The organism is Janthinobacterium sp. EB271-G4-7A (assembly GCF_020858075.1).
In the GTDB taxonomy this organism is placed as follows: domain Bacteria; phylum Pseudomonadota; class Gammaproteobacteria; order Burkholderiales; family Burkholderiaceae_D; genus Janthinobacterium; species Janthinobacterium lividum.
Genome location: NZ_JACYMI010000001.1, coordinates 144,082 through 164,398, shown reverse-complemented (window position 1 = coordinate 164,398; position 20,317 = coordinate 144,082). Strand labels below are relative to the sequence as shown.

The 20,317-nt window shown below is 61.3% G+C and carries 14 protein-coding genes; all 14 read right to left on the bottom strand.

From position 1 onward, the window contains the following. Nucleotides 1-46: 46 nt before the first annotated feature. Nucleotides 47-1,261 (bottom strand): GumC family protein, encoded by a 1,215-nt coding sequence (locus tag IGS58_RS00700; protein WP_230520412.1) that lies wholly within the window; start codon nucleotides 1,259-1,261, stop codon nucleotides 47-49. 52 nt (nucleotides 1,262-1,313) lie between these two features. Further along, a complete protein-coding gene (locus IGS58_RS00695; RefSeq protein WP_230520411.1) occupies nucleotides 1,314-3,224 on the bottom strand; it encodes an SLBB domain-containing protein in 1,911 nt (636 codons plus the stop codon). A gap of 56 nt (nucleotides 3,225-3,280) precedes the next feature. Beyond that, complete coding sequence (locus tag IGS58_RS00690; protein WP_268989844.1) at nucleotides 3,281-6,211, bottom strand: YjbH domain-containing protein; 2,931 nt, start codon at nucleotides 6,209-6,211, stop codon at nucleotides 3,281-3,283. Nucleotides 6,212-6,591: 380 nt separating this feature from the next. After that, nucleotides 6,592-7,296, bottom strand: coding sequence for a DUF4197 domain-containing protein (locus IGS58_RS00685; RefSeq protein WP_230520409.1), 705 nt, complete (start codon nucleotides 7,294-7,296; stop codon nucleotides 6,592-6,594). A gap of 175 nt (nucleotides 7,297-7,471) precedes the next feature. After that, a complete protein-coding gene (locus IGS58_RS00680) occupies nucleotides 7,472-9,046 on the bottom strand; it encodes an SEL1-like repeat protein (protein ID WP_230520408.1) in 1,575 nt (524 codons plus the stop codon). Nucleotides 9,047-9,048: 2 nt separating this feature from the next. Beyond that, complete coding sequence (locus IGS58_RS00675) at nucleotides 9,049-11,253, bottom strand: EAL domain-containing response regulator (RefSeq protein WP_034778753.1); 2,205 nt, start codon at nucleotides 11,251-11,253, stop codon at nucleotides 9,049-9,051. A gap of 5 nt (nucleotides 11,254-11,258) precedes the next feature. Beyond that, nucleotides 11,259-13,421 carry an HDOD domain-containing protein gene (locus IGS58_RS00670; RefSeq protein ID WP_230520407.1) on the bottom strand — a complete coding sequence of 721 codons (2,163 nt, stop codon included), beginning with the start codon at nucleotides 13,419-13,421 and terminating at the stop codon, nucleotides 11,259-11,261. Nucleotides 13,422-13,624: 203 nt separating this feature from the next. Next, entirely contained in the window at nucleotides 13,625-14,905 is a 1,281-nt protein-coding gene (locus tag IGS58_RS00665; RefSeq protein ID WP_205412502.1) for a multidrug effflux MFS transporter, read from the bottom strand. Nucleotides 14,906-14,979: 74 nt separating this feature from the next. Further along, nucleotides 14,980-16,185, bottom strand: coding sequence for a THUMP domain-containing class I SAM-dependent RNA methyltransferase (locus IGS58_RS00660; RefSeq protein ID WP_371933489.1), 1,206 nt, complete (start codon nucleotides 16,183-16,185; stop codon nucleotides 14,980-14,982). 83 nt (nucleotides 16,186-16,268) lie between these two features. Further along, nucleotides 16,269-16,886, bottom strand: coding sequence for a 2-hydroxychromene-2-carboxylate isomerase (locus tag IGS58_RS00655; protein WP_034778761.1), 618 nt, complete (start codon nucleotides 16,884-16,886; stop codon nucleotides 16,269-16,271). Nucleotides 16,887-16,896: 10 nt separating this feature from the next. After that, the gene (locus tag IGS58_RS00650; RefSeq protein WP_034745744.1) at nucleotides 16,897-17,334 is read right to left on the bottom strand and encodes a CopD family protein; all 438 of its coding nucleotides are present in this window, start codon (nucleotides 17,332-17,334) and stop codon (nucleotides 16,897-16,899) included. 70 nt (nucleotides 17,335-17,404) lie between these two features. Continuing rightward, nucleotides 17,405-18,676: a glutamate-5-semialdehyde dehydrogenase gene (locus IGS58_RS00645; protein WP_070254869.1), complete on the bottom strand. Its 1,272-nt coding sequence runs from the start codon at nucleotides 18,674-18,676 to the stop codon at nucleotides 17,405-17,407. A gap of 23 nt (nucleotides 18,677-18,699) precedes the next feature. After that, nucleotides 18,700-19,716 (bottom strand): DNA polymerase III subunit delta, encoded by a 1,017-nt coding sequence (holA, locus tag IGS58_RS00640; RefSeq protein WP_034778765.1) that lies wholly within the window; start codon nucleotides 19,714-19,716, stop codon nucleotides 18,700-18,702. A 10-nt stretch (nucleotides 19,717-19,726) separates the two neighbouring features. Next, entirely contained in the window at nucleotides 19,727-20,317 is a 591-nt protein-coding gene (locus IGS58_RS00635; RefSeq protein ID WP_070254709.1) for an LPS-assembly lipoprotein LptE, read from the bottom strand.

The window sequence follows — 20,317 nt, the reverse complement described above, 5'->3', positions numbered from 1 at the left end:
ATGCCAGGCTATTTCAGTTTAAATGGCATCATGCCATGGCATTTGTTTAATTATTTTTCCAAGCGTTTGATACCGCGGCCCAGCGAGAATTATTCTTGGCATTGCGCTTAGATGACACATAGCCATCCCGTAAAATCGCGATGAAGATTGCCAGTACCCCTCCGCCAATCAGGCCGGCCAAAGTGAAGACCAGAGGTTTCGGTTTGATTTTTTTCTGAGCAGGCACTGCCAAATCCAGTTGCTGGATCATGGAAGAATCCTTGGCCTCATCAATTTTTGCCAGCTCATACTGTTTTGCCAGCAGTTCAAAAATGGTCTCGTAATATTTAACATCCCTTAATGTGCGAACATACTCGACGCCAACCTCAGGAAGCTTCCCGCTAGGGATCATGACATCACCACTCCGGCCCTGTCCACTTTGCAACTTTTCCAACTGACCCTGCAGCCCGCGCATCTCTTCCTGCAAGCGCATATATTCTGGGTTGCTGGCAGTCGCAAAACTGCGCATGGCCTGCAATTGGACTGTTTTGGCTGCGATGGTGCCTTGGAGCTGAGCCTCATTGGCAATAAGTCCCTTCACCTGCCCTTCCAATTGAAGCATGCCTGTCGTTTCTTGCATTTTCCGCATAGCAACTTCGGCGTTCGCTAACTCCTCTTTGGCAGCCTTCAATTGCTTCTCAAAAAAAACCCGGCGTCTGGCAGCTTCCGTGATTGCCAAGTTCTTGGTCAGCGCAGCCAGCTCTGTCACATAGGCATTCGCCAAATCAGCAGCAAACTTTGGGTCCCTGTCTTCGACAGAAATACCAATCAAGCCATCTTTACCGTTAGATATGCTGCGCACATTCGCCAACTTATCGCGCGTATCATCCAGAAATTCTTTGTTGAAGCGTTCTTTCAACTTATATCGTTCGATCAAGTTATCTGCAATTGTCCGGCTCTGCAGCATGCCCACATATAAATCGTTGGGATTTTTCAGGCCGGCGATACTGCCTGCGGCGCTCGCCAAACCGCCCAGTTGCCCCAACATTGCCGAAACAGAGGAGCTCTGCTGCTGCGGTGGCATGATAACAGCCGTGCTGACATACTTCGGTGTCATCAGCATGCTGGCTGTCAGCGCCAATGCACCAGTCACCAGTGGGAAAATGATGATGAGCTTTCGCTGACGTACCAAGGCAGCACACACGTCGAGCAAATGAATGCCCTCGTCTTCTGCCTGGGCTACTGGATATTGCTTATTTTGAATTTCTACATGCTCGGACATCGTTCGCTTTCAAATAAAGTGTGGTTTTATGCGTATCTGATGAGATGCCGTGTTAATCCTTCAACACTTTCAAACCAGCTGCTCCCAAACCAAACTGATAGAAAATCGCAGTCCATTCCTTCAGGCTCTGCATAAACGTGCTGCGTTCGATTTTCTCGGGCACCACTACCGTGTCACCCGGATTAAGCGCCGTGCCGCCAATACCACTGAACCAGCCGGTTCCCTGGCCACTCTGCGCCGTGCCATCGGCCCGGATCACATACATTTCGGATTTGTCCGCATTCGCAGTGATACCTCCGGCCTGCTGAACATAGTCGTTGACCGTACGTTGTGGGCGATAAACGAAGGCGTTTTGCTGGAAAACCGAACCCAGCACATCCACAGTGCCGGGACGGCGCGGAATCAGAATGGAATCGCCGTCCTGCAGCGGCAGATCGGGCAGATTTTTGACTTGCGTGTCAACACCTGGCAGATCGAGAACAATGCGGCCTTCAGCCTTGATGCTGCGCAGTTTTTGTGCGATGCGGCGTTGCTGCTCGACTTCAGCCGCAGCCTTCGCTGCGTTATCTTTGTCATTGCTGGCTGCCATGCGCTGTGTCGCGTTCGACTCCAGCTCACGTTCAAAGCGGTCAGCCACCTGGTTCAGTTTGATCTGCTGGGCGCGACGTACGGATTCACGGTTCAACTGAGTGGCGTACAGGTAACCATTTTCGTTGGCACCACCGACACGGGCGATCAGCTCGCGCAGGGTTTCACCTTTTTTCAGCAGGAAAATACCACTCTGCTTTGCTTCGCCAGCCACACGCACGTATTCATTCTGGATTTGCGCCTGGACCGGTACGGCGCCTGGTGCGAACACGCGCAGAATATCGGTAGGCTTGACGGCAATGCCGGCCAACTGACTGCCGGACACACCTTTGTCGGCTACCAGTTCCAGCACGGTTTTATATTGATTATCGATGTTCTTTTCGACCACGATCTGCTTGGTTTCAGCCGCCGAGTCAAAACCACCGGCCCAGTTCAGTACATCGGCCAGTGTCGCGGTGCCTTTCAACTCGAAAATGGCCGGTTGCTTCACGTTGCCGGTCAAGGCCACCAGCGGGCCTACCTCAGGAATATAGATCACGTCGCCGTCGCGCAAGGTGACGTCGCGGCTCTTGTCACCGCTGACCAGCATGTCATACAGGTCGAAGGTGCTGACGGTATCCTTGCCGCGCTTGAGCTGGATATTGCGCATGCTGCCGGTAGCGTCCGGACCGCCCGACGTAAACAGGGCATTGAGCAGGGTGCTCATGGAATTCAAGGTATAGGTGCCAGGACGGACGGCATGGCCGACCACGTACACTTGCACGGCGCGCGTTTGCGCGATGCTCGCTGTCAGGTCGAAATTGGTATAGATCTTGCCAATGGCTTTCTTCAGGTAGCCCTGCAAGTCCTTGTACTGCACGCCACTGACCTTGATGGAGCCGACGCGCGGGATGAAAATCGCGCCGCTGCGGTCAACCGTGGCGCTGACGTCGATGTCGACCATGCCCCAGCCGCGTACCTGCAGCTCGTCGCCCGTGCCGATCACGTATTCCTGGTTGACCTGGACACCATCGAGTGGCGCAAAGGTGGACGGCACATCGCTGAATAGATCCTTGCCGAAGATGCTCAGTTTTTTGCCTGTCACGCCATCGACATACTCTTCGAAAGCGCCCGCCTTGACTTCGGTAGCAGCCTGCTTGCTGAGATTATTGGCAGCCAGCGTTTTCTCCTGGCGCGGATCGCTGCGGCCGCTACGGATACTAGGCAAGGTACCTGCGCCCAACTCGCTTGCCTGTGCGCGAGACGGGTTCTGGCGCGGCAGGTCAGCCATGTCCAGGTCCTGCCCTGCGGCGTAGGCAGAAGTTGCGCCCAGCAGGAAAGCCGAGAAAATCACTTGTTTCACGAAAGGCGGGGGAGTACGAAGTTGCTTTTTCATGCTGGTCTTTGTCTGGATGAATGATGTTGTATGAGTAAAGGGAGCGCCATGCGCGCTTAATACTTGCCCTGCCAGGTCACGCTGATTTCTTTCGGCCCCGGATTGATCGACAGGCCCGATTTGCTCTGGTCGCGCTGCGCGTGCCACAGCCAGCTGCCCATCGCATAGCCCAGGATGCCGCCGGCGACCGTGTCGGACACCCAATGCTTGCGGCCAAAGACGCGGCCGGCGGAACCCACCGCGGCCACGCTGTACAGCCATGGCGCATCGTATTCCTTGGCAAACGGCGTCACGGCAGCAAAGCCGATGGCGGCATGCGCGGATGGAAACGAGGAATTCGAGCGGGAATTGCCGCTGCCGACGCGGCTCCACGTTCCGAGGTCTTCCTCTGGACGGGCGCGGCCAAACGCATATTTGCCGGCCACCGCCAAACCCGTTGCCGCGGCAACCGATTGCAGGGAAATGAGTCCCGTATTTTGCATACGGTCATCGCCCAGGGCGAAAGCAGCGGCAGCGGCGCCCACTGCCGCGTAGGGCATGGCCTTGCCCAGCTTGTCCCAGTTGCGGTAGACCTTGGAATCTTCATGTTTCTTGACGAAACGGTCGACAGGTTTATCGGCCAGCGCGGAAGCCACTACCACACCGCCGACCACCGCCGTCGCCTTGAGCCATTCAGGAGCACTCGGCGTCGCAGATGCGGATTGCTCCAGGCGCGCGCGCATGGCGGGCCACGGGCTGACAAACGGCCGGTCCGGCGGATTGACGGCAGGCAGATGCTGTTCATCCGGACGTTCGGCAAAGTTGCCCAGGCCATCATAGCTGTGCATGTCGGCGCGCGGGCGCTCGAACATGTCGTACAGGTCGCCTGGCGAAGCCACCATCTGCCCCACGTCGCGCGTCCATGGAGCAATGGCAAAGCCGGCCGTCGATTGCGTGTCCATCGGCAACATGCTGTTCAGCGGCACGGACAGGAAGATGCCACGGTCCTGGTACGGCTTCGACGGCGTGCCAGGGCTGGTGATATCGTTGCCATTCGTATGCGTATACCAGGCGCCGACTTCGATGCCGGACTGGAAGCGGCGCTTGAATTCCATGCGCACGCCTGTGTCTTTGGCCAGGAAGCGGCCGGCGCGCGCCGTCACGGTAATGTCATGCGGCAAGCGGTAATGCAGGGAGCCGATCGCCGTCACCGTCTTGTAGTCGCGTGAATCGAGCAAGCCCTTGTAACCACGCTGCTGCAAGGCATCGACAGCCACGTCGGCCGCCCAGCGGCTATCCTTCGGCAGATATAGCACCTGGCCGCCAACGCCACGGAACATGTCTTCATACAGGCCGGCCGACATGCGGGTATACACGCGCTCGGCGGGATTGTTGTATTTGTTCAGCAAGACGCGGCTCAACGAAAAACGCCCGCCGCGCAAGTATTCCGCCACATCCGTACGCACGTGCGGCAAGTTGCTGTTCGATGGCTGCTTGACGCCCGATACCGTTTCCAGCAACTGCAGGCTGGCGGCGCTATTCAGGTACAGGCCGTCACCCAGGCGGCGGTCATAGTTGGCCACGGCCGAAATCGAATAGCGGAAGGCGCCGCTCGGGTCATTGAAGAAGAAGCCCACCTTGGGAGCGATCTTGAAACGGTTCGCTTCCCGGTCCAGCGACTTGATCTGCACCACGTCGCCATCGACGCCAACACCGACGGCCAGCTTGCCATCGTCCTTGAGGACCTCGGCCGCCTTGGTCGGAGCGGGTGCGGAAACGGCGGGAGCCGGCGCGGTGGCGGTCGCGGGAGCCGCCGCAAGTACGGCGGCGGGAACAGGTACTGGCGCAGGTGCTGCAGCAACGACGGTTGACGGCTTGTCGAGGAATTCCTGCAGCCAGCCTTGCTGATCGTCCCGGATGACATCGCTTTTCTCCGGATAGCGCAGCAGCACGACGTCGAGGAAGGCCTTGCGGTCGATCTTGCCTGCCAAATAGTCGTTCAGTTTTGGCAAGTCAAAGAATTCGTAGGTAGCGATTGGCTGGTCCAGCTTGGTATACGTGATGCGCAAGGTCGTCACGCCCTTCGGCGTGAAGGCGACAGCCGTGCGCGCGGCACGGCCAACGGCGCGGCCCATGTTCGAGATGCGGCTGTTGGTCAGGCTCAGGCTCAGGACATTGCCTTCTTGCTCGACACGGATGTTCTTGTAGTCCTGCTTTACCAGGGCATTGACCAGGTCGGCGCCATAGACGGGGTCGCGGTGCCATGCTTCCTTGCTCGGCAGCGGTGGCGGATTCTTGTCGTCTACGAAATACGGTGGCTCATACACCTTGGGAATGAACTCGCGTTCGCCAAACGGAATGCTGATAAAGGCGTTCACGCTGAACTGGTCGCGGCTGCGTGCTGCTTGCAGGGCAAGCCAGCCCCAGCGGTACTCCAGGCCCACGGAAGCGCCCTTGCGGCGCTTGCCCGCACTCGTTTCGCTGGCGCGGAAGTCGCGCAGATAATTGGTTGTATCGTATTCCGCCACCACCGACCAGCGCGGCAGCGCAGTCGGGGTCCAGCGCGCGCCAGCAAACACGCCGTCCGGGCGCTTGTGCGCATAGCCCAGGCTCGCTTCGATATTCTTGCTGGCGCCAAATGTCTTGGTGGCAACGACATATTGCCCCTTGAACAGCTCGGTGCCGAACAGATCCGTCATGCCGACGGCGACAGATGGCATCCACTCCGTTTCTGTCCACAGGCGCAATTTACCGTCGACGACTTTATCCTTGTAGCGGCCATAGCCACTGCCATATTCACCGGGCACGTTGGTAAAACCAGGGATGCCCGTGATCGACACATAACGCCCCGTCACTTGCAGGAAAGGCAGGATATTTGCCGTGGCCCATAACTGGCCATACGGGCTGTCGTAGCTATAGCCGACGCTGAAAGTGCCGTCCGTTTCCACCACGGCGCTGGGCATATTGATATACCCGGACTGGCCTCCATGATTCGGGGTCGCGGCCATCACCGAAGGCGCGCCAAGCACCAGACAGCCACACCAGGTATATTTGATTGATTTTCTGAGTACGCTTAACAAATCCGGCTACCTAAAATATCCTGCACCTGGAATTCCTGAGAATGTATTCAGAAAATCAATGAGCTTGGGGAAACGTGAATGAAACGAAAAAAGGCCAACCGACGGGCAGGTTGCAATGCCACGCATCAGTTCGCCACTAAAGCTGGGCACTCCCGGGCAGCAGATCGTTGCTTAAGCATGCCTCAGGAATGTATGTCGCAGAATTTTAACATTGTTTTCTTGTAGCAAATGCTTAACTTGTTTCCCTTGCGCCACACCTGTCTATTCAGCGCAAACGCCACCTGGAGCCGTACGGCACGCTGGAACCATCACTTCAAACTGCCAAACACTTTGCCGATAATCTTGCTGCCATACGCAAGCGGATTGCTACGGATGGCTTTTTCTTCCTCGCCGATCATCAGGTACAGGCCGTCAAGCGCGCGGTCCGTGACATAGCCTTCCACCGTCGATTGCTGCTGCGGCACCAGTCCCGTCTTGCCAATCTGGCTCATGGTGCTGTTGTACTTGCTGGCCAGGCCGGAACGGTCGGTAACGGATTTCACGATGGGCAGGAATTTGACGGCCAGCGGTGCCGAAGTCTTCTGGCGGAAGAAATCCGTCACGGAAGTATCGCCACCGGACAGGATGTTTTTCGCATCGCTCACGCTCATCGATTTGACCGCGTCGAGCAGCAAGGGCTTGGCCATGGGCACGGCCGACTCGGCGGCACGGTTCATCGCCACCACCAGGTCGTCCAGCTGCTGGCCGCGGCCCGTCATTTTCAGCAAAGGCTTGGCTTGTTCCAGGATGCCGGGCAACTTGATCTTGACCTTGTCATTGTTCAGGAAGCCATTTTCGATGCCCAGCTTGGCAACGGCAGCGGCCGAACCGGCTTCCAGTGCCGCTTTCAAGCCATTGCTGGCATCCTGGTTGCTAAGGGCATCCAGGGGACCGGCGGCGCCTGCGCCGGACGACAGCAACGCCAGCGTACACAGGATGGCGGCCGGACGGCTAGGGAAAGGGTTCAGGCGCATGATTTTCCTTTTCTAAAGAATATACAGACCACCTTCTTCTGGAACCTTAGCACATCAAAACTGCAAATACCGCAGCAATTTTAGCGTCCAGGGGGAAACAAGGGGTGCCACAGATGGCGAAGGGAAAGGACTATACAGCACCGGCTGTTGTATCCGCGCACGCTAACGCCGGCGTTCAGCCTGCTATCGCCGCCAGCTGTTCGCGCACCCGCGCCAGATCCGTCTCGCGCATGCGCGCCGCCGTCTGGCGCAAGGATTTTTCCGCGCCCGACACGCCGGCCGCCGCCGCCATCGACAGCCAGATGTAGGCCTGCTGCAAATCGAGCGGGCCGCCCTGGCCGCTGGCCGCCATCAGGCCCAGATTCATTTGTGCCCGCGCATGGCCCTGGCGCGCGGCCAGTGCATACCAGTCCCAGGCGGCGGCATAGTCCTGCGGCACGTCCTGGCCGTTGTCATGCCGCAGCCCCAGCGCAAACTGGGCCAGGCTGTGGCCCTGCGCGGCGGCACGGCAATAACAGGCGCAGGCCAGCTGGCTGTCGGGCGCAGGACCATCGTCGCGGTCGTGCAACACGCCCTGCATGTATTGCGCCGGCGCGTAATCCTGCTCGGCGGCGCGGCGGTACCACTCCAGCGCCAGCGACAGATCCTGCGGCACGCCCTGGCCATGTTCATAACGTAAACCCAGGTCGAACTGCGCCCGCACATGCCCCTGGTCGGCCGCCTTGCGATACCAGAAGATGGCTTCCTGCGCATCGGCAGGCATGCCCTGTCCATGCTCATGCAACAGTCCCAGCTGGTACTGCGCGGCAGGAAAGCCCTGCCCTGCCGCCTGGCGGTAGAACACCTGCGCCCGGGTATAGTCCTGCGCGCCATGCTCATGGTGCAGGCCCAGGTTGTGCTGGGCCGCCGCGTGCCCCTGGCCGGCCGCCTTCACGTACCACTCGAGTGCCGCCTGCTTATCGCAGGGCACGCCCTGGCCATTGTCGTAGATCAGTCCCAGATTGAACTGCGAACTGGCGTGGCCCTGCTCGGCCGCGCGCCGGTACCAGGTGATCGCCTGCCTGCTGTCCTGCGGCAGCACGTCGCCATTTTCATAGCGCAGCGCCAGGTTGAACTGGGCCGGCGCATAGCCTTGCTCGGCCGCCTTGCGCATCCAGGCCGTCGCTTGCTGGCGGTCCTGGCGCACGCCCTGGCCATTGTCGTAGCGCAGGCCCAGGTTGAACTGCGCGCGCGCATAACCCTGGTCGGCCGCCTTGCGGTACCAGGCGATGGCTTGCACGAAGTCCTGCGGCACGCCCTTGCCATTGTCATACATCATGCCCAGATTATTCTGCGCGCCCGCGTCGCCCTGTTCCGCCGCGCGGCTGAACCACAGCATGGCTTGTCCGCTATCTTGCGCAAGCCCCTGGCCCTTGGCATACAGCCATCCCAGGTTGTATTGCGCCGCCGCGTAGCCCTGCTCGGCCGCCTGCTGGTACCAGTGCGCCGCCTGCGCAAAATCCTGCGGCACGCCCTGCCCCTTCTGGCACATCACGCCCAGATTGTATTGCGCGTGCTCGAGCCCCTGCGCGGCGGCCAGGCCATACCAGTGCAGCGCCAGCGCATAGCTTTGTTCGATCCCCTGGCCATTGAAATGCATGAAACCCAGGCTGTGCTGGGCGTTCGCATTGCCCTTCTCGGCCAGTCCTTTCAGGCGCAGGTAGTCAGCCGTGTAATGAGCAGCCGTGTAGCGGGGGTCGGCAAGCGGCACGGTCAAGCCTCGATGGCCAGCGTCTGGGACAACGCGGGGGCGGCATCAGCGATCAGGCGGTTCTGCTCCTGCAGCACGCCGATGAAACTGCCCAGCGAAATGGGCCGGTGGTACAGATAGCCCTGCATCGTGGTGCAACCCTTGTCCTGCAGGTAGCGCGCCTGTCCTTCCGTTTCCACGCCCTCGGCGATCAGGTGCAGGCCCAGGCCGCGCGCGATCGAGATGATGGCCAGGATGACGGGGTAGTGTCCGTGCTCGTCATGGATTTCCTTCACAAACGACTGGTCGATCTTGATGGTGTGAATGGGGAAGCGGTGCAGGTACGACAGCGAGGAATAGCCGGTGCCGAAATCGTCGATGGCGACCGACACGCCCAGCTGGCACAGCTTGTTCAACTGCTCGATCGCATACTGCGGGTTGCGGATGCAGATGTTTTCCGTGATTTCCACTTCGATCTTTTCCGGCGCGATGCCATAGCGCGTCAGCGCGCCGCGCATCTTCTCGAAAAAGTCGCCCCGGTCCAGGTATTGCGGCGACAAATTGAGCGACAGGCGCACGGCTTCGCCGCCGGCCGCGTTCCACTGCACCAGGTCGCGGCACAGGGCGCCCAGCATCCAGTCCGAGATCGGCAGCATCAAGCCGTTTTCCTCGGCGAACGGCAAAAATTCGCCGGCCGTCAGCAAGCCCCGCTGCGGGTGGTTCCAGCGCATCAGGCCTTCGGCGCCAACGATGCGGCCCGTCATCACGTCCACCTGCGGCTGGTAATACATCTCCAACTGGTTCAGCTCCAGCGCCTTGCGCAGGCTCTGCTCGAGGGCGATCTTCTGGTGCGACACGTCGAGCATGGACTCGTGATAAAAACTGTGGCCATTCTTGCCCAGCGCCTTGACCTGGTACATGGCGATGTCGGCGTGGCGCAGCAGCTCGTCGATGGTCTCGCCATCGCCCGGATAGATGGCGATGCCGATCGAAGCCGAGATATGCACCTGGTTGCCATCAAGGTCGAACGGCTGGTGCAGGCATTCGAGGAATTTGTCGGCGATCAGGCGCGCATCCTGGCGGTCGCGCAGTTCCGGCAGCACGATGGTGAATTCATCGCCGCCCTGGCGCGCCAGGGTATCGCCGCGGCGCAAACAATCCTTCAGGCGCAGCGCCACCTGCTGCAGCAGTTCGTCGCCCTTCACATGGCCCAGGGTATCGTTGACCAGTTTAAAACGATCAAGGTCGATGAACATCACGGCCAGTTCCGTCAGCTTGCGCCGCGCCTGGATCACGGCCAGGCCCAGGCGGTCCTTGAACAGCATGCGGTTCGGCAGGTCCGTCAGGATGTCGTGGTAGGCCTGGTAGGAGATGACTTCCTCGGCACGCTTGCGGTCGGTGATGTCGCGCGCCACGCCGTAGGTGCCGAAGTACTCCTGCTTTTTCGCTTCCTGATCGTGGCTGTGCATGCCGATCGAATTGAGCGGAATCGTCATCAGCGTGTTGTTGAAGGTACGGTCGCTGCCGCTGCCGCTATGGCACTTCAGGCGCAGTTCCACATTGCGCGAGGCCCGCTCGTCGAGGCGGCGCTCATTGAAGGCATAGCGCGCCCGCTCCTGGTCTTCATCGTGCACGAGGATGGAATAATGGCTGCCGATCAGCTCTTCGCGGCTAAAGCCCAGCAACTGGTGCACCCTGTCGTTGATGAAGGTGATGCGGCCTTCGTGGTTCAGGGTATAGATGATGTCGGGCGAGCTGTCGACCAGGTAGCGGTACATCTTTTCCGAGTTTTCCAGCTGCAGCGCGATGCGCTCGTTCTCCAGCGCCAGCTTGCGCTTTTGCAGCGCATTCTCCACCGTCTTGAGCAGCTCCTCGCGGCTGTACGGCTTGCGCAGATAATCGTAGGCGCCACGCTTCAGGGCGCCGATGGCCGCCTCGATGCCGACGTCGCCGCTCATGACGATCACGTCGCCCTCGATGCCGCGCCGGTTGATATGGTCCATGATTTCATGGCCGCTCATGTCGGGCAGGCGCAGATCGAGCAGGATCAGGTCGAAGCGCAGTTTCGACAACTGCGCCAGCGCTTCGCTGCCGCAGGTGGCCGTGTGCAGCTGGTAGCCGCGGTCCTTCAGCAGTTCGTGGAGGGAAGCGAGCAAACGGGGCTCGTCGTCGACCAGCAGGATGCGCGGGCTGTTTTCCAGGTCAAACGGAATGGCGGAGGAGTTCATGGACGTTACGAAGACAAGGCGGTATTGCCCGGCGCGGGCAGTGCGGCTACAGCGCTCGTCGGCAAGGGAATGGGCAGTAAGATTTCAAACGAGGTGCCGGACTTGCTGCTGCGGCAGCCGATCATGCCATGCAGGCGCGTGACCAGGTCATGCACGATGGACAAACCCAGGCCGTGATGCGCCCCTTCCTTGCTGCTGCGCACAGGGGAAAACAGATTGGCCAGCACGTCGGGAGACAGGCCGGCGCCATTGTCGCTGACGCACAGCTCCAGGTACAGGCGGCGGTCGCGGTTGACATGGCCACGGTTAGACACTTCGATGCGCCCGCCATCGGGCAGGGCTTCGACGGCGTTTTTCAGCAGGTTGAGCAGAATTTGCTTGAGCGTGTCGGCATCGGCCTCCACCTCGCATGGCGCGTCCTGCATGCGCGTGACCACTTCGATCTTCGACGGCAGGAAATCGGTGGCGCGGAACAGGCGCAGCACGTCGTCGACCACGCGCGCGCAATCGGTGACGCCACTGGCCGCCACCGGCTGCAGATCGGCCAGGCCGCTGATCAACTGGCCGACCCGGTCGATTTCCTCGTTCAGGATCGACATCTCGCCCGTGACTGGCTCCTGCTTCTCCAGCTTGTGATCGAGCACGCTCAGGTAATTCTTGATGATGGACAGCGGGTTATTCACTTCATGCACGACGCGGCGCGACGCGGCGCGGTATTCCTCGGCCACGTGATCGAGCTGGCGCCGCGCCAGACCGCGCGCGCTGATGGCCGTTTCCAGCGCCGTGGCGGCCTGGTTGGCATACGCGCGCAGGAAACCCTCGCGCTTCTGGCAAGCGGGAATCTGCCACGCCGCCACGCCGCCAATCAGCACGCCCAGGCTGCGCTGGCCCGCCACCAAAGGCACGCAGACCAGGCTGTCGGTACCGAGAATGCGGAACAGCTGCTCCTCGACGATCCCCAGCGCCGGCATGTCGCGTTTCAGGAACGCCAACTGGCACTCCAGCGCCGAAGCGGCCAGCGGACCGCCCTTGGCCAGCGGGATCGAGAACCCCGCCAGGCGCTGCTGATGCTCGCCCGCCGCCACGCCCACCAGCGCATGGCCGGTAGGGTTTTGCAGCAGGATGATGGTGGTGTCGAAATCGAACAGGATGCGCGCCGAGCGCGTGATGGCTTCCAGCAGGCTGCTCTCGCCCTGTTGGCGGGCGAAAGTCTGCCCCACTTCGGACACCAGCACCATGTTGCGCACTTCGTCGGACAGGCGCTGCTGCACCGGATCGACGGACGGCGGCGCATACGCGGGCGGCGTGGCGATATCATCCGCGCCGGCCAGGTCGATGCCCAGGTGCTGCGCGGCCTGCTCCACCTGGCGCGCGACGCTGCCGGCCAGGTCTTCCAGTACTTCGACATCCAGCGCGCACAGGCTTGCCGCCTGCGTGATGGACTCGGCCTCGTCCGCATCGTCGGCATGGCTGCACAGCAGGTGTGCCAGGCGCACGATGCGGATCAGGGGATGGCTCGCTTCCAGGCGCGCCAGCGGTTCATGGTGATACAGCACGCTGTCGGCCAGGAAGGAATCGAGATGCCAGCGCTCGATCAGCCAGGCGCCCGCTTCGGCATGCGTGATCTGCAAGGTGCGCTGCTCCACCGCGCACAGGGCGGCATCGTCGCGCGCCGTGAAATTGAAGGCGTATTCCTTCGGCGCCGTGGCCAGCAAGGCCAGGCGGCCCACGTTGTGCAGCAATCCTGCCAGATACGCTTCCTCGACATGCGGATAGGTCATGGCCTTGGCCAGCGCGCGCGCCATGACGGCGGCCGACAGCGAACTTTTCCAGAAGGCGCGCAAATCCGTGCTGCCGGAATGGGGGAAGCTGTTGAAGGTCTGGAAGACGGATTCGCTGATGACCAGCGTCTTGATCATGTCCGTGCCCAGCGAGACGAGCGATTGCTCCAGGCTGACGACCTTGCTCTGGCGATGATAGGCCGAGCTGTTGGCCACGCCGAGGATCTTGCTGGTCATGCCCGCATCCTTGGCGATCAGGGCGGCCAGCTCCGGCATGCCGGCATCGTCGGCCTGCAGGTGGGCGATCAGCTTGAGGAGGATCTGCGGCATGGCCGGCAGGCGGGCAATCAGCAGGCGATTGCGAATATCTTGATCAGATTGATGCATCGTATCAGGCATTGCCGGTTCGAAAAGGATGAGCGCTCAGCAGCGAAGCGCGGCCACGTTCAGAGGAATCCTCCACTCCTGTAACCAAAAAATCTATTGCCTGAGAGGATGCCGGGAAAGAACTCATCTTATCATAAGCGCCGGATATTACTTGCAATATAGAAAATTAAGTTGAAATAAATCTAGCGTTCTACAGTGGAAACTTATGCCTTGAAGGAACCTAGCAAACGGTGGCGGAAGCGCCGCGATATCAGCCACAGCGCCAGCGCCAGGCCCGTAAACGCCAGTTGGCCCGAGGCCAGCCACAGCACGGAACCGGACAGCAGCGGCGAAATCACGCCGGCCACCACGGCGCCGAGCATGGTGCTGGCAAACGACTGGCACGAGGCCACCGTGCCGCGGATATGCGGGAACAGATCGAGCGCCAGCAGGGTCGCGCCGGGTCCCACCAGCGACATGCCGAAAGTGTAGAAGAACAGGGGCAGCACCGACCAGGGCAAGGATGGCGGCAGGAACAGGTGATACACGACATTGACGCTGGCGGCGCACAGCAGGAAGGCAAAGCCGATGCCGATCTGGCGCGCGAACGTGACCTTGCCAGCGATGCGGTTGGCCGCCGCGGCGCCCATGAAGATGCCGCTCACGCAGGGAATGAACAGCCAGCCGAATTGCGATGGCCCCAGGCCCAGCTGCCTGGGCAGCATTTCCGGCGCGGCCGTGATGAACAAGAACAGGCCCGCGAAATTGAGGGCGACGATGCCGGCCTTGATGTGGAACAGGGGCGAGCGCAGGATCTGGCCATAGCTCGATGCAAGGAAACGGGGATTGAACGGCTGGCGCTTGGCCAAAGGCAGGGTTTCGGGCAGGCGCCAGTAGCAGAACGCCAGCAGCACCACCGTGTAAAAGGCGAGGAACAGGAAGATCGAGCGCCAGTCGAACCAGATGACGATCCAGCCGCCGAGAATCGGCGCCACGGCCGGGGCGATGGAAAAGATCATCGTCACCAGCGACAGCAGGCGCGCCGCCGCCGCATCGGCATACAGGTCGCGGATGATGGCGCGGCTGATCACCACGCCGGCGCCGGCCGAGACGCCCTGCATGATGCGGAAGAACCACAGATAGTGCACCGTGTGCGCCGAGGCGCAGCCGAGCGAGCCGATGGCAAACATCAGCAGGGACACGAGAATGACGTTGCGCCGGCCGAAGGTATCCGAGATCGCGCCATGCCACAGCACCATGCCGGCAAAGGCCAGCATGTAGAACGTCAGCGACTGCTGCACTTCCAGCGGCGACGCCTGCAGCGAACCCTGGATCGCCCCAAACGCGGGCAGATACGTGTCGATCGACAGGGGCCCCAGCATCGACAGCCCGGCCAGCATCATCGCCAGCGCACCGCGGCTCAGCGGCGCCATGTGGCTCGGCGTGGGAGGCGGAACAGGGGTAACCGGGTCGGGCGGCACATCGGCCGGAGGGGTGGGAAACATGGCGGGTCCAAAGTGGCGCGCGGACCAATTTCAGTCCGCGCGCGGGGTTACTGCGGGTGTCTTACGGTGAACGCTTACTGCTGTGGTTTGGGCTTGGCTTCTTCACGGCGGTTGTAGCCTGCAACCATGTCAAAGCGGAACAGACGGCATTCCAGCGCGCCATTGAAGAAAGGCGTCTTGCGCGCTTCCTTCAAACGCAGCAGCTTGGGCAGGCCCAGGTCGGCCGTGAACAGGAACACGGTCCAGCCGGCGAAACGCTGCTTCAGGGTCGTGCCCATGGCCGAATAGAAGGAAGTCGACAGTTCATCTTCCGGGATGGTGCTGTCGCCACGCACGCCGATACGCTCGCCGTACGGCGGGTTGGTCAGCATGATGCCCGGCACCTCGCTTGGCGGCTTGACTTCCTGCGCCTCGATCTGTTTCAAAGGGACGTCGAAGCGCACGCCGGCGCAGCGCAGGTTGTGGCGCGTCATGGCGACCATGTCGCCCGAGATGTCGCTGCCGAAAATGGTCGGTTCGGCTGGCAGCGGATTGACCTTGATGGCGTTTTTCATGGCATTCCACGGCGCAGGATCGAAGTCGTGGAAGTTTTCAAACGCGAACTGGCGCGAAGCGCCCGGCGGAATGCCCTGCAGCATCTGCGCCGCTTCGGCCAGGATGGTGCCGGAACCGCACATCGGGTCGAACAGCACCATGCCAGGCTTCCAGCCCGACACGCGCAGCAGGCCGGCGGCCAGGTTTTCGCGCAGCGGCGCGTCGCCCGTCTCTTCGCGCCAGCCGCGCTTGAACAAGGCTTCGCCCGAGGTGTCGAGGTAGACGGTAAACGTGTGTGCGTCGAGGAAGCCGACGATGCGCATGTCCGGCGTCTTGGTATTGACCGATGGGCGCTCGTTGAACTGGTCGCGGAAGCGGTCGCAGATCGCATCCTTGATTTTCAAGGTCGTGAATTCCAGGCTGCGCAGCGGCGATTTGACGGCCGTGACGTCGACGCGGATCGTGTGGTGCACGCCGAACCAGTCTTCCCAGGATTGCGCCAGGGTCAGGTCATAGATATCGTTTTCCGTCTTGTAGCCGGAATGGGCCATGCGCATCAGCACGCGCGAGGCGATGCGCGAATGCAGGTTGATGCGATAGGAGTCCAGCAGGTCGCCCGAGCAGTGTACGCCGCCCGGTACCTGGTTGTGGACCTTCATGGTCGAACTATCCTGGGCGATCTCGCCCAGTTCCTCGGCCAGCGCCGCTTCCATGCCGCGCGGGCATGGGCAAAAATATGAAGCCATAATTAGGATACCTTTTATCCGTTAAAAACAATTAACTAAAAATTTCAAAACCTGTCGGATTACGCGCGCAGCGCTAATCCGACCTACAACTTCTCCAGCGCCCGTTCGACAAAATCGAGGCGGTCCTGGCCCCAGTACCCTTCGCCATCGACGATGTACCACGGCGAACCGAAGACGCTGGCGGCGGTGGCCGCTTCCGTATTGGCATCGTATTCGGCCTGCACGCTGGCCGTTTCCGACGTTTTCAGCAACTGGCGGCCATCGAAACCGGCATCCAGCGCGATCTGCACCAGGGTTTCCTCGTCGCCGATGTTGCGCTCTTCAGCCCACAAGCCGCGCATGATGGCGTGCGCCAGGTTCAGCGATGCTTCCACGCCGTGCGCCAGGCGCGTGGCGATGATCAGCTTGGCAGAAGCTTCCGGCGACACGGGGAAGAACTTGGGCTGCAAGGTCAATGGCACCTGCAAAAAGGCCGACCAGCGCGCCAATTCTGCCAGGCGGTACGCCTGGCGCTGCGGTGCGCGCTTGGCCAGCGGCAGGCCGCCCGAGACGCTGAAGACCTTGCCCAGGTCAAAAGGGCGCACGTCGATCTGGGCACCAGTCTTCGCGGCAATGGCCATCAGGCGCGCATGACCCAGATAGGTCCATGGCGAGTGGGGGGCGAAGAAATACTGCACGACTTTGCTCTGACTTGCACTCATCTCGACTCCCTTAGAAAGGCTTGACCACGACCAGCACGACGACGGCCAGCAGCATCACCACCGGCACTTCATTAAACCAGCGGAACCAGGTGTGGCTGCGCTTGTTGAGACCTTTTTCAAACTTGCGCAGGATGGAACCGCAGGCATGGTGATAGCCGAGCAGCAGCACCACGAACGTCAGCTTGGCGTGCATCCAGCCCGGCATCTTCATGCGGCCCTCGCCCCCGCCGTACAGCATCCACATCAAGGCCAACCCCAGCACCATGGCCGGCAGCGCCAGCAGCGACATGAAACGGTACAGCTTGCGTGCCATCAGCAGCAGGCGCTCGGTGGCCACCGTTTCCGTCTCCATCGCCAGGTTCACGAAGATGCGCGGCAAGTAAAACAGGCCGGCAAACCAGGACATGACGAAGATGATGTGGAAGGCTTTGGTCCAGAGAAAGAGCATGGGGTTTCCAGTGTCGGAGGTGGAGAGAAACGAGAGCACGGGCCGCCTTGTGGGCAGCCCGCGAAAGAGACTATTTACGTACTTCGCCGTGGCCAAAGACCACGTACTTGAGCGAGGTCAAACCTTCCAGTCCCACCGGGCCGCGCGCATGCAGCTTGTCGTTCGAGATGCCGATCTCGGCACCCAGGCCATATTCGAAGCCGTCGGCGAAACGCGTCGACGCGTTCACCATCACTGAGGCGGAATCGACTTCGCGCAGGAAGCGCAGCGCATCGCTGTAGTCTTCCGTGATGATCGATTCCGTATGCTTGGACGAATACTGGTTGATGTGGTCCATCGCTTCGTCGATGCCGTCGACCACTTTCACCGACAGGATCGCCGCCAGGTATTCGGTGGACCAGTCTTCCTCGGTGGCGGGCACCAGGTGCGGATAAGCGGCGGCGGCCAGGATCGCATGGCTTTCCGGATCGGCGCGCAGTTCCACCTGCTTGGTCAGGTACAGTTCGGCCAGCTGCGGCAGCACGGTAGCGGCGATGGCGCGCGACACCAGCAGGGTTTCCATGGTGTTGCAGGTACCGTAACGGTGGCACTTCGCGTTGAAGCCGATATCGATCGCCTTCCTGATATCGGCCTTGGCGTCGATGTAGACGTGGCAGATGCCATCGAGGTGCTTGATCATCGGCACGGTAGCCTCGTTCATCAGGCGCGCGATCAGGCCCTTGCCGCCGCGCGGCACGATGACGTCCACGTACTGCGGCATGGTGATGAGAGCGCCGACGGCGGCGCGGTCGGTGGTGTCGATGACTTGCACGGCATCGGCCGGCAGGCCTGCTCCCTGCAAGCCCTCGGCCACCAGTTTGGCCAGCGCGCGGTTGCAGTGTATCGCTTCCGAGCCGCCGCGCAAGATCGTCGCGTTGCCGCTCTTGATGCACAGGCCGGCCGCGTCCACCGTCACGTTCGGACGGGCTTCATAGATGATGCCGATGACGCCCAGCGGCACGCGCATCTGCCCCACCTGGATGCCCGTCGGGCGGAATTTCATGTTCGAGATTTCGCCGATCGGGTCGGCCAGCGACACGATCTGCGTCAAGCCTTCGACCATGGTGGCAATGGCAGAGTCGGACAGGGTCAGGCGGTCGAGCATGGCCGGCGCCAAGCCGGCGGCGGCCGCCGCATCGAGGTCGCGCTGGTTGGCCGCGCGCAGCAGATCGGCATCGCGCACGATGGCGGCGGCGATCAGGCTCAAGGCACGGTTGCGCGTGGCGCTGTCGGCACGCGCCATGGCGCGCGAGGCGGCGCGCGCGCGCGTGCCCACGTCCTGCATATATTCTGTGATGTCCATGCTCGTATCCATATAGTAAAAAACTAGCCTCGGGCGATCTTCAGGCCCAGCTGCAGCATGGCATCCCAGGCATCGCCCGCGTAGCCCTTGGCGCGCAAGCCCTTGATCATCTTGTCCACCTGCGCCGCCTGCTGCAGCGCCGCTTCCAGCACGGGTAGCGAAATGCGCCGCAGGGCCGGTTCCATCATCCGCTCGCGCGGCCCCCAGATACGGTATTCCTTCAGCAGCGCGCCCAATGGACGCCCTTGCGCCATGCCGGCCTTCAATTTTAACAGCGTGCGGATTTCTTCGGAGACGGCCCACAAGACCAGCGGCAGCGCCTCGCCCTCGCCTTTCAAGCCTTCGAGCATGCGCACCAGGCGCGCCGGGTCGCCGGCCAGCATGGCTTCGGACAGCTTGAAGACATCGTAGCGGGCCACGTTCAGCACCGCGTCCTGCACTTGCTCGTACGTCAGCTTGCCCGCGGCATGCAGCAAGCCCAGTTTCTGAATTTCCTGGTGCGCCGCCAGCAAATTGCCTTCCACCCGTTCGGCGATGAAGTCGATGCTGGCCCGTTCGGCGCTTTGCCCCTGCGCCGCCAGGCGCTGGGATATCCAGGCAGGCAACTGCGCCCGTTCCACATTCGGAATGTCGATATACACGGCCGCCTGCTGCAGGCTGGCGACCCAGGCCGCCTTTTGCGTCGCCCAATCCAGCTTGGGCAAGGTGATCAGGGTCAGGTTGTCCGGACTGAGATTTTTCGCATAGCTTTGCAGCGCCGCTCCGCCATCCTTGCCCGGCTTGCCGGTGGGGATGCGCAGCTCGATCATTTTCTTGTCGCCGAACAGCGACAGCTCCTGGTTCGCGGCCAGCAATTCTCCCCACTTGAAGCTGCGCTCCACCGTCAGCACGTCGCGCTCGGAGTACCCCTGCGCACGCGCCGCGCGGCGGATCTTGTCGGCCGCTTCCAGCGCCAGCAAGTGTTCGTCGCTGGTGATCACATACAGCTGCGCCAGCGGCTTGGCCACATGCCCATCGAGCGCGTCTATCCGCAATTGCATGGCGTCCCCGTTACTGCTGCGGCGCGACCGGCGTCACGGGCGTCACTGGCGCCACCGACATGGCCGGCAGCACCGGCTTGATGGCTGCCAGGCGGCGCATGATCTGCTGCACCAGGTCGTTGCGCATGTCGCGGTACAGCGCCGCTTCTTCCGTTTCCTTGGCCAGTACCTGCGATTCGTCGAAGGTAATCGGGCGCACCAGGCTGATGGTCGTCGGTACCAGCAACTGGTTGCCGGCCTTGTCCACCACGCGGAAATTGATCGAGTAGCCGAGTTGGTACTCTTGCACACGGCCGTTAGGGTTCAGCGACAAAATGGTCTTGGTACGATTCCTCTCCGGGTCGTTGAGCACTTCAAGGACGGCATCGGCGCCATCCTTGGTGTTCACCACCTCCGTGCTGCCAATGGCGCGGATATAGCGTTTCAGGCTGATCGCCAGCGGCGACGTGTCGGGCAAGCCGATGTACATCGTCGCGAACGGCAGCATGAAACTGCCGTTCGAGCCGCGCAAGTGAAAGCCGCAGGCCGACAGCAGGACAGTCAGGCCCAGCGCCAGCACGGCACGGCGGCCCAACAGCGATACTTGAGAGGAAGTCGTCAT